This window comes from Propionivibrio sp. (genome assembly GCF_049316945.1).
In the GTDB taxonomy this organism is placed as follows: Bacteria; Pseudomonadota; Gammaproteobacteria; order Burkholderiales; family Rhodocyclaceae; genus Propionivibrio.
Genome location: NZ_JBMOJE010000007.1, coordinates 38,628 through 52,848 on the forward strand (window position 1 = coordinate 38,628; position 14,221 = coordinate 52,848).

Sequence of the window (14,221 nt, forward strand, 5' to 3'; positions counted from 1 at the left end):
TAAAACGGAGTTAAAAAATGAATCTGATCGAGCAACTTGAGCAAGAAGAAATCGCCCGTCTGGGCAAGACCATTCCACCATTCGCGCCGGGCGACACCGTTGTCGTTCAGGTCAAGGTGAAGGAAGGCGTGCGCGAGCGTCTGCAGGCTTACGAAGGCGTTGTAATTTCGAAGCGTAATCGTGGCCTCAATTCAAATTTCATCGTACGCAAGATTTCGTCCGGTGAAGGCGTTGAGCGTACCTTCCAGACTTATTCCCCGCTGGTCGCTGCGATTGAAGTCAAGCGTCGTGGTGATGTGCGTCGCGCCAAGCTGTACTACCTCCGTGAGCGTTCGGGCAAGTCCGCACGTATCAAGGAAAAGCTGACGCGCAAGCAGAAGGTCTGATCGCCAGTATTCCTGAAACAAAAAACGGGGCAGAGTCGAAAGACTCTGCCCCGTTGTTATTGTTGGTTGCCGGGTTCAGGCCGGTGTGGAATTTGTATTTTCGATCAGTGCATAGGCCGAGTGGTTGTGGATCGACTCGAAGTTTTCGGATTCGACCACGTACGAATAGATGCGCGGTTCGGCCGTCAGGCGGGCCGCCACATCGCGCACCATATCCTCGACGAACTTCGGGTTGTCGTAGGCACGTTCGGTAACGAACTTTTCGTCAGGGCGCTTGAGCAGGCCGTAAAGCTCGCAGGAGGCCTCGGATTCGACAAGCTCGACTATCTCCTCGATCCACAGGTGATCGTTGATTCTGGCGGTCACCGTGACGTGTGAGCGCTGGTTGTGCGCGCCGCGTTCAGAGATTTTCTTCGAACAGGGGCAAAGACTGGTTACCGGCACCACGACCTTGATCGTCGAAGCGATTTCGCCGTGGCAGATCTCGCCGATCAGCGTGACATCGTAGTCCATCAGGCTCTGCACGCCGGAGACCGGGGCTGACTTGTTGATGAAGTACGGGAAATTCATCTCGATATGCCCGGTTTCCGCTTCGAGCTTCTCAACCATCTCGCGCAGCATGGTCGGGAAGTTTTCAACGGAAATTTCGCGTTCGTGGCTGTTCAGGATCTCCACGAAGCGCGACATGTGCGTGCCCTTGAAATTGTGCGGCAGGCCAACGTACATGTTGAATACGGCGATGGTGTGCTGGATGCCGCCCGATTTGTCGAGCACTTTTACCGGGTGACGGATCGATTTGATGCCGACCCGATTGATGGCGATCTGCCGGGTGTCTGCCAAGTTCTGAACATCCACCATGGCGTTCGTAATTTGTGGTGCCTGGGGTGCGTTCATTGCAATTCCTGTTCTGTGCTGTCTTGATGTGTCCGCACCATGCGGACGATGCCGTCTTTGTCGAGACCGACTTCGGCCAGCAGGAGCGCCTGGTCGCCATGGTCGATGAAATGGTCGGGAAGACCCATGCGAACAAATTTTACCGTGCTGGCAATTTCGTCCAGAACACGCGCCACTTCGGAGCCTGCACCACCGATCAAGGCATTCTCTTCGACGCTGACCAGCAGGGAATGTTCCCGTGCCAGCTCAATAATCAGTTCGCGGTCGATGGGTTTGACAAAACGCATGTTGGCTACGCTGGCGTCGAGTTCAGCTGCGGCTTCCAGCGCCGGTGTAAGCATGCTGCCAAAAGCGAGCAGGGCAACGCCCTTGCCACGCCTCCGAATTTCGCCCTTGCCGATCGGCAGGTCGAGCAGCGCCTTTTGTGTGGCAACCCCGGGGCCGGAGCCGCGCGGGTAACGCACGGCGCTCGGGCCGTCGATGCGGAAAGCGGTGGTCAGCATTTTCCGGCATTCCTCTTCGTCTGAAGGCGTCATCACCACCAGGTTCGGAATGCAGGTCAGATAAGAGAGGTCGAACGTGCCGTGGTGTGTCGGGCCGTCGGCGCCGACCAGTCCGCCGCGGTCGAGTGCGAAGACCACCGGCAACTTCTGCAGGGCGACATCATGAATCAACTGGTCATAGCCACGCTGCAGGAAAGTCGAGTAGATGGCCAGTACCGGGCGCATTCCCTCGCAGGCGAGACCGGCGGCAAAGGTCACGGCGTGCTGCTCGGCGATGCCGACATCGAAATAGCGCTCAGGGAAGCGTTCGGCAAAGCCCATCATGCCTGAGCCTTCGCCCATGGCCGGGGTGATGCCGACCAGCCTTGAGTCGGCGGCGGCCATGTCGCACAGCCAGTTGCCGAATACTTGCGTATAGCTTGGCTTGCCGCCCGGCTTGCCGTCTTCGATACCTACCTCCGGCTTGAATTTCGAGACGCCGTGGTAAAGGATCGGGTCGGCCTCGGCCAGTTTGTAGCCTTGCCCCTTGCGGGTGATTACGTGCAGGAACTGCGGCCCCTTGAGCTTCTGCAGGTTTTGCAGTGTGGGCACCAGCGAATCCAGGTCGTGACCGTCAATCGGGCCGATATAGTTGAAACCGAGTTCTTCGAATAGCGTTCCCGGCGTCAGCATGCCCTTGACGTGTTCTTCAACACGGTTGGCAAATTCAAGCAGCGAAGGGGAAACCTTCAGCACTTTCTCGCCGGCCTTGCGTGCCGCATTGAAGGTGCTGCCGGAAAAAAGGCGAGCGAGGTACTTGTTGAGTGCGCCAACGGGCGGCGAGATTGACATGTCGTTGTCGTTGAGAATGACGAGCATGTCGGCATCGGCCACGCCGGCATTGTTCATGGCTTCGAAGGCTTGGCCAGCGGACATCGCGCCATCACCGATGATGGCCACGGTCCGGCGCGTTTCGCCCTTCAGCTTGACGGCCAGTGCCATGCCGAGCGCGGCAGAAATCGAGGTTGATGAATGCCCGACGCCGAAGGTGTCGTACTCGCTTTCGCTGCGCTTGGGGAAGCCCGAAACGCCCCCGTGTGTGCGCAGCTTGGCCATGCCCGCCCGACGCCCGGTAAGCACCTTGTGGGCGTAGGTCTGGTGGCCGACATCCCAGACCAGGCGGTCTTCTGGCGTGTTGTAGACATAGTGCAGGGCGACGGTCAATTCGACCGTGCCAAGGTTCGATGAAAGGTGCCCTCCAGTTCTGGATACGGACTCGACGAGGAAACTGCGCAACTCATCGGCAAGCTGCGGTAACTGCTTGCGATCCAGTGCGCGCAGTTGAGCCGGGTTGCTGATGGTGTCGAGCAGAGGATATTGAGTCATTGGTGAGCGGGTTCCGGCATAAGCGGTTGTTTCTGGCCGGAAAGCGTGGCCATAAACATCGGCTAAAACTTGCGGTGAGTGATGAAGTCGGTCAGTTGAATCAAGCGCTGGCCGCGTTCGCCAAAAATGGCGAGGGCTGCAAGTGCCTGTTGCCTGAGGTCATCGGCGAATTCGCGGGCCCGTTCCAGGCCCATCAGGCTGACATAGGTCGGTTTTTCAGCGGCGGCATCCTTGCCGGCCGTCTTGCCGAGCGTTGCCGTGCTCGCCGTACAATCCAGGATGTCATCAACGACCTGGAACAGCAAACCGGCGCGTTTGGCAAAGCGATCCAGCGCGTCGCTGGCCTCGTCGGTCAGGGGCTCGCCGCACAGCGCGCCGAGCATGACAGCAGCGCGAATCAGGGCGCCGGTTTTCAGGGCGTGCATCAGTTCGAGTTCAGGCTGATTCAACGACTGGCCAATCGCGCCAAGATCGATGGCCTGGCCGCCAGCCATGCCGCACGAACCGCTGGCGTGGGCCAGCAGACGGATCATTTCAAGCTGTCGTTCGGGGTGACCAAGCTCTTCGCGGGCCAGCAGTTCAAAAGCCAGCGATTGCAGACTGTCGCCGACCAGCAGGGCGGTTGCTTCGTCATATTCGACGTGGCAGGTCGGCCGGCCACGGCGCAGTACGTCGTCGTCCATGCACGGCAAGTCGTCATGCACCAGCGAGAAAGCATGAATCAACTCGACGGCGCTGGCTGCGATTTCCAGCCGTTCCGGCGCGCCGTTGGTCAGTTCGCCGGCAGCAAAAGTGAGCAAGGGGCGGATACGCTTGCCACCGTTGAGGCTGGCGTAACGCATGGCCTGATGCAGACGCGCCGGGATAGCCTCCGCCGGTGGCAGCAGGCGTGACAGCGTGGCCTCGACCCGTGTCTGAACCGCCTGCATCCAGTCGGTGAAGGGTGGCTTCGGGTTCTTGCCGGCCAGAAAGGAAAATGTACTCACTGAGTAGCTCCGCTCGCCGTGTCAAAATCCCGCAACGCGCCGTTTTCAAGAACCTGGATCTTGCGCTCGGCGTCGCTGAGTTGCTGCTGGCAATGCTTGAGCAATTCACTCCCGCGTCGATAGGCGGCAATCGATTCTTCGAGCGGCAACTGCCCGCCTTCCATGCTCAGGACGATCTGCTCCAGCTCGGCAAGCGCCGCTTCGTATTTCATTTCGCTCGCTACTGGTGTCGCTGGCAGTGAAGCGCTGTTTTCGACCTTGTCGGTTGAGTTTGATCGCGCCATAAGGGAAAGCTCGAATAAAACCATGCAAAATAGCTCAAGAAGGGGCCTTTGGTCAATTCGAAAGCGACTGAAATGCCGGCTTTGTTTGGCTTTGCCAGTCTTTTCGGTATGCTGATCTGGCGGGAGAGGCTTTCAATTAGCGCCGGGTTGGCGATCACGCTGATCGCTGCCAGCGGTGTTGTCGCCACGTGGTTCTCCCGGGCGAAACCTGCCGGGCAGGACTGATGCTACACTCCAGAATACACACAGGGAGACTCTCATGATCGTTATCCAGCAACAACCCAAGCGCGTTGAAGTCAATGTTTACGGGGAATTTACTTTGGCGGACTATAAAGAGTTCGAGGACATGGTCAACTACAAGGTCAAGTTCGAAGGGCCAGTCGATCTCTTGTTTGATCTGCGTGAAATGGCCGATTTCACCCTTGATGTAGCGTGGGAAGATATTGTCTTCGCCCGCGCCCATGCCAACGATTTCAATCGTATCGCCGTACTGACCGATAGCCAGTGGGTGACCTGGAGTGCATGGCTGTCGCAGATTTTTATCCGTGCCGACATGCAAGTGTTCAGCGATGAAGTCGAGGCCCGTTCCTGGCTGGACGCAGGGAATTGAGCGATGAGTTTTACGACCCTGTTGTCCTGTGATGAACTTGCCGAGCATTTGAATGATCAAAACTGGCGGGTTTTCGATTGCCGCCATCAACTGTCGGATGTCGCCTACGGTGAAAAATCCTACGCCGAAGGCCATCTGCCCGGAGCGTTTTTCCTGCATCTGGACCGTGACCTTTCCGGCCCGATGAACGGTCGTAACGGCCGCCATCCCTTGCCAGATGCTGTGCTGCTGGCGAACAAACTGGGCGCTTCCGGCGTTTCGCGGGAAACGCAGGTCGTTGTTTATGATGACGGCGACGGCATGATTGCAGGACGCTTGTGGTGGTTGCTGCGCTGGTTCGGCCATGATCGTGTTGCACTGCTCGATGGCGGAATCAGGCAGTGGGTAAAGGCGGGGCGGCCGTTGACAACGGATCTGCCAGAGCCGGCTGCCACCGTCTTTGCCGTGGATATGAACTTGCGCGATTGGGTCGTCAGGACCGAGGACGTGCTGGCCAACCTCGACCGTAATGAACTTTGCCTGGTTGATGCACGCGATCCGGATCGCTTTCGCGGCGAGAACGAAACGCTTGATCCGGTCGGTGGCCATATTCCCGGAGCGCGCAACCGGTTTTTCCGGGATAACCTCGATGCCGAAGGCTGCTTCCGCCTACCTGCGGAGTTGCGCCGGGAATTTCTTGGTTTGCTGGCTGGCGTCGAACCTGCACAGGCCGTGATGCAATGCGGCTCCGGCGTGACTGCATGTCACAATTTGCTGGCCATGGAGATCGCCGGGCTGCAGGGAGCGAAGCTTTATGCCGGATCGTGGAGCGAGTGGTGCGCAGATCCCGCCCGGCCGGTAGCGTGCTGAATTAATTCAGACTCATCAATATAAGCCTGGAAGTCAATAGACACGGGCATCTTCAGAGTTGATGCCGTGAGAGCCAATGAATACGGGGCTTCCATGGCATGCTGCTCCAAGATCGCCTATTCATGCGCTTCCTGGCCTCTTGCGGCATGGCGTTCACAGAGCCGCTGCCAGGCGCGTGCCCTGATCGATGGCCCGTTTGGCGTCAAGTTCGCTGGCGAAATCGGCACCGCCGATCAGCGACAGGGGAATGCCGGCGGCACGCAGCCCGGCTTCGAGTTCCCGGCGCGGCTCCTGTCCGGCGCAGACCACCACCGTATCGACCGGCAGGCACTGCTTTTGTCCATTGACGCTGATATGCAGTCCGGCATCGTCAACGCGCTCATACGTGACGCCGGCGAGCATCTGCACGCCGCGCATCTTGAGCAGCGAACGGCGAATCCAGCCGGTGGTCTTGGCCAGGCCATCACCGACTTTGGATGTTTTTCGCTGCAGCAACCAGATCTGGCGTGCCGGGGTTTCTTTTTCCGGGTGCTTCAGGCCGCCGCGTGCGGCCAAGGCGGCGTCAATGCCCCATTCGTCCTGAAATCGCTCGATTTCACTTTTTCCATCGTGGGAGTGGGTCAAAAACTCGCCGACATCGAAGCCGATTCCTCCGGCGCCAATGATCGCCACCTTGGCGCCCGCCGCCTTGCGTCCTTCGATCAGGTCGAGGTAAGTCACTACCTTGGCGTGGTTGTACCCCGGAATATCCAGCTTGCGTGGCACGATGCCGGTGGCCAGCACAACATGGTCGAATCCGGCTTGTGACAGTTTGTCGGCCTCGATGCGCTGACCAAGCTTGAGCGTGACGCCGGCTTTTTTCAGTCGACGGTCAAAGTAACGTAGCGTCTCGTTGAATTCTTCCTTGCCGGGAATGCGGCGAGCGAGGTTGAATTGCCCCCCGATGACCGCTGCGGCATCAAACAGTGTGACTTGGTGTCCGCGCTCGGCCGCCGTTGCGGCACAAGCCATGCCGGCCGGTCCGGCACCGACGACGGCGATCATGAGCGGCGCTGCCGTCGGCGCGATGATCAGTTCGGTTTCATGACAAGCCCGCGGGTTGACCAGGCAGGAAGTCAGCTTGCCTTCGAAAACATTGTCGAGGCAGGCCTGATTGCAGGCGATGCAGGTATTGATCTCTTCCGCCCGGCCATCCGCTGCCTTATTCACGAAGGCCGGGTCAGCGAGGAAAGGGCGTGCCATGGAAACCATGTCGGCGCAACCCGAGGCCAGGATTCCTTCGGCCACTTCAGGCGTATTGATGCGGTTGGTGGTGACCAAGGGAATCCTGACTTCGCCCATCAAACGCTGCGTGACCCAGGCAAAGGCGGCACGTGGCACCATGGTGGCGATGGTCGGGATCCGCGCCTCATGCCAGCCAATGCCGGTATTGATGATCGTCGCGCCGGCCGCTTCGATGGCCTTGGCCAGCGCCACCACCTCATCCCAGGTGCTGCCGCCTTCGACCAGATCGAGCATCGAGAGGCGGAAGATGATGATGAAGTTCGGCCCGGTCGCGTCGTGCACCCGGCTTACCGTTTCGACGGCAAAACGGATGCGGTTCTCGAAGCTGCCGCCCCATTCATCAGTGCGCTTGTTGGTCTGCTGGGCGATGAACTGGTTGATCAGATACCCTTCCGAACCCATCACCTCGACACCGTCGTAGCCGGCTTTTTGCGCTAGAACTGCGCAGTGGGCATAGTCGGCGATGGTCTTGCGGATGCCCCAGCGCGTTAGTGCGCGGGGCGTGAAACGATTGATCGGTGCGCGCAGTTTCGAAGGCGCAGCGGCCAGCGGGTGATAGGCGTAGCGCCCGGCGTGCAGAATTTGCAGCGCGATTTTCCCGCCTTCGGCATGCACCGCATCGGTAATCAAGCGGTGCTTGCCGACCTGCCACGAAAAGCTGAACTGCGAGGCGTGCGGGTGAACGCGCCCCGAGAGGTTGGGCGAAAAGCCGCCGGTCACGATCAGCCCGACACCGCCACGGGCACGTTCGGCGAAGAAGGCGGCGAGGCGAATAAAACCTTTCGGCGCTTCTTCAAGACCGGTATGCATCGAGCCCATCAGCACGCGGTTTTTCAGCGTGGTGAAGCCAAGGTCGAGCGGTGCGAGCAAGTGCGGATAGGTGTTGACGGTCATTCCAGCGCTCTCCTGAAGGATGGCATTAGCTTGCCAGCGTTGATCAATAATTAAGCAAGCAAGCGCTCGGTAAATTATTGATTGTGTTCAGGGATTTAGCAAGGGATACAGCGGCAGGCTGCGTTATGTTCAGGAAAAGAACAGGGAGCCGGTATCAAGCGGCTCCCTGTTTTTTTGCTGTTCAAGCGGCGTTTATTGATTCGAGTGCGCCGCTTAGCGCACGTTCGAAGAGAGGTTCTTCGTGAAGAATGGTGGCATTGCCGTCGCGAATCTGTCGGGCCAGGGCTTCGGGGGCGATCGAAATGGCCTTGGATGACTGGTGGTTGCTGAAGAGCAGAATGCCGCGCTGCGGACTGATCCAGTTCAGACGTTCGCGATTGGTGTCGCTTTCCCCGTCGGCAAATTCCACCCAGTCCCCGCGCTTGAGTTCGCTAACCTGGCGAAAAATTTCGCGATCATCGGCACGCCAGATCGGGCTGGCACCTACAAGCATGACCTCTTCGACCTCAACGCCATGGTCGATGCTGCGCGTTACCAGAAGATCACCTTCCTCAGGGGGGCTGAATGAAGGAGAAACGTCGGCCTGGATGGATGCATCGATCGCTTCGGGTGTTGGTGCAGTTGGCGCCTCGCCTTTGAGTGCTGCCGAATGGAATTGCACCAACTGGTTGAAAAAAGCACTGCGCTGCTCCGGGCCGGCATCGATACTGTCCAAACCTTTATTGAGTTGAGCCAGTAACCTGGGTAGCAGGACGATCAGCTTCAGGCGATCATCCGGGGACTTTTTTGCCTTGATACTCCAGGCCAGGTCATTCATCGTCTCCTTGGCGGCCTTCCAGCCCGTCCCGATATCATTGTCCTTAACAGCAATCGCCTGCAGGACGCCAACCCAGTGTTCTCCGAGAAAGTCATTGATCAGCGCCGGCAGGGAGGTGTCTGAGCGGAAAGTCTGAACTGCCCGTTGCGCACGCTCCCATGCAACTGTTTCCAGTTCTCGCAGAATGACGACATTGGCGGCGGTCAGTGCGGTGCTGTCTTCTTCGCCTTCACGTTCATTGACAAAGGCCTCCAGTTCGGCGAGCGCCGTGCCGAACACTTCGACATCGTTTTCAAATCGGGTTTGAATCCGTTCGACGAGTTCAGCGAGCTTGCAGTAAAAAGGATCCTTCTCATCAACCGAACTGCCCCAACGCATGGAGACGCCGGAGACGCTGCCGAGAAATCGACGCGTCGGATGTTGGCGGTCGGCGAAGAATCCGGGGTTGAGCATGGCCACTTTAAGAACGGGGATCTGCAGCCGGCTGATCAGCGCCTTGATGGCGACGGGAATATGCTTGTCGTCGAAAATGAAATCGAAAAGCATGGCAACGATGTCGATGGTTACCGCTTCGAGCCCGCCAACCTGCTTCGCGTTTTCCGAATCGCGAACCATGCGCACCTGATTGACGATCAAGCCTCCGGATTGTACGGACGGCGCATGCTGCATTTCATTGAGCGAGGAAAGCAGCAGTTGATTGATGGTTGCAGTGTCCAGCAAGACGCCCGGGGAGGATGCCGCCTGGGTGCCCGGGATGAAGCTGCCGCTATTGCCGAACATCCCGGCAGGAGCAGAATGACCAGCGCGAGCCTGTGCGAGCCGCTGCAATGCATCAAGGATGCCATCGCCAGTGAAAGGCGTGGCAGCAGATGTGCTTGATGGCGCGGGTGCCTGGGCCTCGAATGGTGAACCGGCTGCAGCGCCAGCCGGAGTCTCTCTCCGATAGTTTCGTTTCAGATCGGGAAGAATGCCGCGTTCGATCAGGTAGACGTTGATTTGCTGGTAGATTGAGGGCAGGGCCAGGTGCAGGTGACGTTCCAGTCTGCGCAGCAGGAGCAGTCTCCCCCCCGCATCCGATCCTATCGTGGCGCAAGCGTCGGAAAGCGCGCTGCAAATGATCGGTGGGGCCAGCGGATTGGTGCTTTCAATCAGTTCGTCATGTCCAAGCAAGGCGGCAACACGACGATTGAGTGTGTAGAGTTCTGCGTCACAAGACTCGCAAAGCTGAGCAGCGAATTCGCGGATGACAATGTGCTCGGAGAGGTCTTCATCGGCAAGTAGCTGCAAACCGTCGAAGTCCGGTACTTCGAGCGGCACTTCGTGATGACGGCCTTTTTGATTTTCCTGGTTCTGGCAGCGTTCGGCTTCAGCCGAGAGATCACGGCGGAAAGTTTCAACCAGATGTGACCAGTCTTTTTCAATATCTGCTCGCAGATCGAGATAAAGAGTCTGTTGAAGTCGTTCACGTGTCGAATCCGCAAGGACAAAAAGTTCTTCGGAAACCGGGGTCGCGAGCTCGCGAAGCCAGAGACAAAGGCTGTTAACCAGTTGGTCCCGACACTCGCCAAGAATGCGATGCCCCGGGCTGCGGTCACGACCTAAAGCGTTAAGGGAGACAACCCTGTTCAACGCAGTGTTCGAAGAGAATTTAGCCATGACTTTGCCCCAGTTGAGAAGCCGCTTTTTGTTTACGTGCGGGAAAGGTCAACGCGTCAGGAGTACGCGCTGAATAAAGGGCTTTGCCATGAGGGAAATGCTGAATCACGATCAACCCCGCTTTCTGGTAGTCCCGCTGCCGTTGCCGCATATTGCATGCGGCGGTAGGCCGGTAACTTTGCGTCGCCGTCTTTCGACGGGTTTGCCCTGTTTCAGAGGCCGGTGAATTTTGCCACGCCGACCACGGTTAAAGGTATCGCCAAGGAACATGTGTCACGAGAGCTACAAACAACACGTCCATTACGATACGACATGAATACTGAATACTATCGGGAAATACAAGGAAATCAAGACTGATCAGCAGTTATTTGTGTCGAACAGCGGCCAGCGCCCAGCTGACATGCTCGCGTACCAGCGCGGAAGGATGGTCCCGACGCGTTTGGAGCGCAGCCAGCGTTACCGGAGAGTTTTCCGAGTTGCCCAGAGCGACGGCGATGTTTCGTAGCCAGCGTTCGTGGCCGATGCGGCGGATCGGGCTGCCTGCCAGCCGGATCTCGAATTCCTGCTCGCTCCAGGCGAAAAGTTCGGCCAGGGGGGCCGTATCCAGGTTGTTGCGAACGGCAAAATCAGGATCGCCGAGTTGCGCATAACGGTTCCACGGGCAGCAGAGCTGGCAGTCATCACAACCATAGATCCGGTTGCCGATCAGCGGCCGCAGTTCAACCGGAATGGCACCGGGTAATTCGATGGTCAGATAAGAGATGCATAAGCGGGCATCGACCTCGTAGGGCGCGACTATGGCCGCTGTCGGGCAGGCGTCAAGGCAGCGACGGCAGGTACCACAGTGCTCGCTGATCGGTGCGTCTGGCGGCAAGGGCAGGGTGGTATAGATTTCGCCAAGAAAATGCCAGGAACCCAGGCGGGTAAGCGATAGTGTATGTTTCCCGCGCCAGGCGATGCCCGACTGACGGGCGAACTCAACTTCCATTACCGGCGCAGAATCCGAGAACGCTCGGTAAGTGAACGGAATGCCGGTTTCACAATTCTCGATTTCTTTTCCAATGCGCTCGGCCAGTTTCTGCAGTCGGCTACGAATCATCTTGTGATAGTCGCGGCCGAGTGCGTAGCGGGAGATGTAACCCAGGCCGCGGTTGGCGAGTATTTGCTCACTCTCAGCCGCCTGTGGCCAATAGGGGAGTCGTGCGGAAATTACCGACAGCGTGCCGGGCACCAGCGCCTTCGGGTGGGCGCGCAACACCGCGTGTTTGGCCATATAATCCATCTCGCCGTGGTGGCCGAGTTCTATCCAGCGCAATAGCTTGGGGGCTGCGGCGGAAACATCGGCACGGGCGATGCCGATCCCGGCAAAACCCAGTTCCTGCCCCCAGTTCCTGATGTTTCTGACCAGCGCGGCATAATCGACCTGGCCCAAGGCGACTGCCGCCATCGCGTTCGTATCGGAGTTCTTCTCTTGCATAGCCCGAATCGTAGTCCTGTTCATGGTTTTGATGGTGGCCAATCACCGTTGACGCTGCGCTTGCCGGATGAAGCGGCAACCATTGCCCTGGGGCGCGAGTTGGCGCCCTTGCTGACTCCAGGCATGGTTATCTGGCTAGATGGCGATCTCGGTGCCGGCAAAACCACACTCGCCCGAGCACTCCTGCGCGGGTTGGGCCACGCCGGGCCGGTGAAAAGCCCTACCTACACATTGGTTGAAGTTTACGTAGTTTCGAGCATATACTGGTATCACTTTGATTTTTATCGTTTCAATGAGCCAGAAGAGTTTGAAGATGCCGGTCTTGGCGAATATTTTCGGGATGATTCCGTGTGTCTGGTCGAGTGGCCAGAGAAGGCGGCTGGACATGTGCCGCAGGCCGATCTTGCCCTCGTATTCCGTTTTGCAGCAGACACACCGGAATCTGGTCGAATTATCGACTTGCATGCCTGTAGCGAGGCCGGGAATAAATGTCTGAGCGCATTCATAAGCCGCTGGCCGGGCGCCGTGAACTGATCAAGTTCGCCGGAGCAAGCTTGCTCCTGCTGGTCAGCCCGGTCGGGCGCGCCGCAGCGGATCGAAATCCGGGCATACTCGCTGTTCGCGTCTGGCCGGCCGCAGATTACACGCGCGTGGCCATCGAACACAATGCGCCACTGAAATACACGCACTTTACAGTCAAGAACCCGGACCGCCTGGTGGTTGATCTTGAAGGAATCGAGTTCAACAGTGTGCTTGAAGGGCTGGCCAACAAGATTGCGCCAGACGACCCCAATATCAAGTTGCTGCGTGCCGGCCGCTTCAAGCCGGGCGTTGTTCGTCTGGTGATGGAACTCAAGAATGAAGTCAATCCGCAGGTGTTCGTGCTGCCGCCAGTGGGTGAATATGGTCATCGTCTGGTGCTCGACGTTTATCCGCTGGTGCCGCCCGATCCTTTGTTGCTGTTGCTTGAAAAAAATGAATCACTGCTCGGCAACATGGGCATACAGGTCGAAAAAAGACCTGAGCCGAACGTCGAGATCAAGGCAGAACGTCCTCGCCAAGGCAAACCGATCGTCGATCGCCTGGTGACCATTACCCTTGACCCAGGTCATGGTGGCGAAGACCCAGGTGCCGTTGGCAGCGGCGGCAGCTATGAAAAACACGTTACGCTGGCTGTGGCCAGGCGCCTGAAGGCGAAGATTGATGCCGAGCCCAACATGCGGGCGGTGCTCACTCGCGACACCGATTTTTTTGTGCCGCTGCACATGCGGGTACAGAAGGCGCGGCGCATCCAGTCCGATCTTTTCGTATCGATTCACGCCGATGCCTTCACGCGACCCGATGCCAACGGCTCGTCGGTCTTTGCTTTGTCCGAGAGTGGTGCGTCGAGTTCGGCGGCGCGTTATCTGGCGCAAAAGGAAAACGCCGCCGATCTGATCGGCGGCGTCAATCTCGATGTCAAGGATCCGATGCTGGCGCGCACGCTGCTCGATCTGTCGCAAACGGCAACGATCAGCGACAGCCTGAAACTCGGCAAGGCGGTACTCGGCGAGATTGGCGGCATCAACCGTCTGCACAAAGGAAGTGTCGAGCAGGCCGGCTTCGCCGTGCTCAAGGCGCCGGATATTCCCTCCATCCTGATCGAAACGGCCTTCATCTCGAACCCGGAAGAGGAAAGGCGACTCAACGACGATGCCTATCAGGACAAGATGGCCGAGGCCATACTTTCCGGGATGAAGAAATACTTTTCCAAGAACCCGCCGCTGGCCAAATCGAAGTTGGCACGGCTCGATTAGTGAATGGCCCTCCCAAGGTCGCACTGCGGACAGATGATGAATCAACTACATGGCTGGAACTATAGCCAACATGGCATCGCGAAAAAGCAGGAAGTAGATCTACTTCAAAAGTTACACCATAAACGCGATGCCGCACCATTAAGTCAGCATAATCCAATACGTCAATACCCGAAATAAACCTGGCAGTTCCAAGCTCAATGCGGAACTCCCGGCTTTCTACAAGAAGCATCCTGGAAAGGACCTTTCACTACTTCCCATCCCTCACCCGGCGAGATTTGCGAGCAAATAGCGCCTTCGTTCACCAGACTTCTCCATAGGTACCATGCTGCAGGTTCAGCCAGCGTGATGGAGCAACAGAGCGCAGCAGATATGAATGCGGCGAATTTTCCTGGATTCATGGATTCTCATTCCCATTAGAAA

The 14,221-nt window shown here is 57.9% G+C and carries 13 protein-coding genes and 1 riboswitch; of the genes, 6 read left to right on the forward strand and 7 right to left on the reverse strand.

Annotated features, from left to right (window positions below):
- Positions 1-17 precede the first annotated feature (17 nt).
- Positions 18-386 (forward strand): 50S ribosomal protein L19, encoded by a 369-nt coding sequence (rplS, locus tag ACOYNV_RS03065; RefSeq protein ID WP_422898269.1) that lies wholly within the window; start codon positions 18-20, stop codon positions 384-386.
- Between the two features lie 75 nt (positions 387-461).
- On the opposite strand, the gene folE2 is transcribed toward rplS, so the two are convergent.
- The 4 genes from folE2 to ACOYNV_RS03085 form a co-directional block, all read right to left on the reverse strand.
- Positions 462-1,280: a GTP cyclohydrolase FolE2 gene (folE2, locus tag ACOYNV_RS03070; protein WP_422898270.1), complete on the reverse strand. Its 819-nt coding sequence runs from the start codon at positions 1,278-1,280 to the stop codon at positions 462-464.
- Positions 1,277-3,148 (reverse strand): 1-deoxy-D-xylulose-5-phosphate synthase, encoded by a 1,872-nt coding sequence (gene dxs / locus ACOYNV_RS03075; RefSeq protein WP_422898271.1) that lies wholly within the window; start codon positions 3,146-3,148, stop codon positions 1,277-1,279. Before dxs ends, folE2 begins: the two co-directional genes overlap by 4 nt.
- Positions 3,149-3,210: 62 nt before the next feature.
- Positions 3,211-4,077, reverse strand: a complete 867-nt coding sequence (locus tag ACOYNV_RS03080) for a polyprenyl synthetase family protein (protein ID WP_422898303.1) — start codon at positions 4,075-4,077, stop codon at positions 3,211-3,213.
- Between the two features lie 53 nt (positions 4,078-4,130).
- Positions 4,131-4,418: an exodeoxyribonuclease VII small subunit gene (locus ACOYNV_RS03085; RefSeq protein ID WP_422898272.1), complete on the reverse strand. Its 288-nt coding sequence runs from the start codon at positions 4,416-4,418 to the stop codon at positions 4,131-4,133.
- 72 nt (positions 4,419-4,490) lie between these two features.
- Between ACOYNV_RS03085 and ACOYNV_RS03090 the strand changes: the two genes are divergently transcribed.
- The 3 genes from ACOYNV_RS03090 to ACOYNV_RS03100 are packed head-to-tail and all read left to right on the forward strand — an operon-like array spanning position 4,491 to position 5,877.
- Positions 4,491-4,643 carry a hypothetical protein gene (locus ACOYNV_RS03090; protein WP_422898273.1) on the forward strand — a complete coding sequence of 51 codons (153 nt, stop codon included), beginning with the start codon at positions 4,491-4,493 and terminating at the stop codon, positions 4,641-4,643.
- Between the two features lie 34 nt (positions 4,644-4,677).
- Complete coding sequence (locus tag ACOYNV_RS03095; protein ID WP_422898274.1) at positions 4,678-5,028, forward strand: STAS/SEC14 domain-containing protein; 351 nt, start codon at positions 4,678-4,680, stop codon at positions 5,026-5,028.
- A 3-nt stretch (positions 5,029-5,031) separates the two neighbouring features.
- On the forward strand, positions 5,032-5,877 hold the full coding sequence (locus tag ACOYNV_RS03100) for a sulfurtransferase (protein WP_422898275.1): 846 nt from the start codon (positions 5,032-5,034) through the stop codon (positions 5,875-5,877).
- Positions 5,878-6,030: 153 nt separating this feature from the next.
- Here the strand turns inward: ACOYNV_RS03100 and ACOYNV_RS03105 are convergent, their stop codons facing one another.
- The 3 genes from ACOYNV_RS03105 to queG all read right to left on the reverse strand — a co-directional run bounded on the left by ACOYNV_RS03105 (position 6,031) and on the right by queG (position 12,005).
- A complete protein-coding gene (locus tag ACOYNV_RS03105) occupies positions 6,031-8,055 on the reverse strand; it encodes an FAD-dependent oxidoreductase (protein WP_422898276.1) in 2,025 nt (674 codons plus the stop codon).
- Between the two features lie 181 nt (positions 8,056-8,236).
- A complete protein-coding gene (locus ACOYNV_RS03110) occupies positions 8,237-10,528 on the reverse strand; it encodes a DUF1631 family protein (RefSeq protein WP_422898277.1) in 2,292 nt (763 codons plus the stop codon).
- Positions 10,529-10,651: 123 nt separating this feature from the next.
- A riboswitch (cyclic di-GMP riboswitch) is annotated at positions 10,652-10,745 on the reverse strand.
- Between the two features lie 147 nt (positions 10,746-10,892).
- Positions 10,893-12,005 (reverse strand): tRNA epoxyqueuosine(34) reductase QueG, encoded by a 1,113-nt coding sequence (gene queG / locus ACOYNV_RS03115; RefSeq protein ID WP_422898278.1) that lies wholly within the window; start codon positions 12,003-12,005, stop codon positions 10,893-10,895.
- Here queG and tsaE point away from each other — a divergent pair.
- Both tsaE and ACOYNV_RS03125 read left to right on the forward strand, forming a co-directional pair.
- On the forward strand, positions 12,000-12,539 hold the full coding sequence (gene tsaE, locus ACOYNV_RS03120) for a tRNA (adenosine(37)-N6)-threonylcarbamoyltransferase complex ATPase subunit type 1 TsaE (RefSeq protein ID WP_422898279.1): 540 nt from the start codon (positions 12,000-12,002) through the stop codon (positions 12,537-12,539). The two genes, queG and tsaE, sit on opposite strands and share 6 nt — an antisense overlap.
- The gene (locus ACOYNV_RS03125) at positions 12,494-13,801 is read left to right on the forward strand and encodes an N-acetylmuramoyl-L-alanine amidase (protein WP_422898280.1); all 1,308 of its coding nucleotides are present in this window, start codon (positions 12,494-12,496) and stop codon (positions 13,799-13,801) included. Before tsaE ends, ACOYNV_RS03125 begins: the two co-directional genes overlap by 46 nt.
- The last annotated feature ends 420 nt before the right edge of the window (positions 13,802-14,221 follow it).

What these genes read in the sequence shown, in the direction of transcription:
- rplS (WP_422898269.1), top strand. Translation starts at nt 18, where the DNA reads ATGAATCTGATCGAGCAACTTGAGCAAGAAGAAATCGCCCGTCTGGGC.
- folE2 (WP_422898270.1), bottom strand. Translation starts at nt 1,280, where the DNA reads ATGAACGCACCCCAGGCACCACAAATTACGAACGCCATGGTGGATGTT.
- dxs (WP_422898271.1), bottom strand. Translation starts at nt 3,148, where the DNA reads ATGACTCAATATCCTCTGCTCGACACCATCAGCAACCCGGCTCAACTG.
- ACOYNV_RS03080 (WP_422898303.1), bottom strand. Translation starts at nt 4,077, where the DNA reads ATGCAGGCGGTTCAGACACGGGTCGAGGCCACGCTGTCACGCCTGCTG.
- ACOYNV_RS03085 (WP_422898272.1), bottom strand. Translation starts at nt 4,418, where the DNA reads ATGGCGCGATCAAACTCAACCGACAAGGTCGAAAACAGCGCTTCACTG.
- ACOYNV_RS03090 (WP_422898273.1), top strand. Translation starts at nt 4,491, where the DNA reads ATGCCGGCTTTGTTTGGCTTTGCCAGTCTTTTCGGTATGCTGATCTGG.
- ACOYNV_RS03095 (WP_422898274.1), top strand. Translation starts at nt 4,678, where the DNA reads ATGATCGTTATCCAGCAACAACCCAAGCGCGTTGAAGTCAATGTTTAC.
- ACOYNV_RS03100 (WP_422898275.1), top strand. Translation starts at nt 5,032, where the DNA reads ATGAGTTTTACGACCCTGTTGTCCTGTGATGAACTTGCCGAGCATTTG.
- ACOYNV_RS03105 (WP_422898276.1), bottom strand. Translation starts at nt 8,055, where the DNA reads ATGACCGTCAACACCTATCCGCACTTGCTCGCACCGCTCGACCTTGGC.
- ACOYNV_RS03110 (WP_422898277.1), bottom strand. Translation starts at nt 10,528, where the DNA reads ATGGCTAAATTCTCTTCGAACACTGCGTTGAACAGGGTTGTCTCCCTT.
- queG (WP_422898278.1), bottom strand. Translation starts at nt 12,005, where the DNA reads ATGCAAGAGAAGAACTCCGATACGAACGCGATGGCGGCAGTCGCCTTG.
- ACOYNV_RS03125 (WP_422898280.1), top strand. Translation starts at nt 12,494, where the DNA reads ATGTCTGAGCGCATTCATAAGCCGCTGGCCGGGCGCCGTGAACTGATC.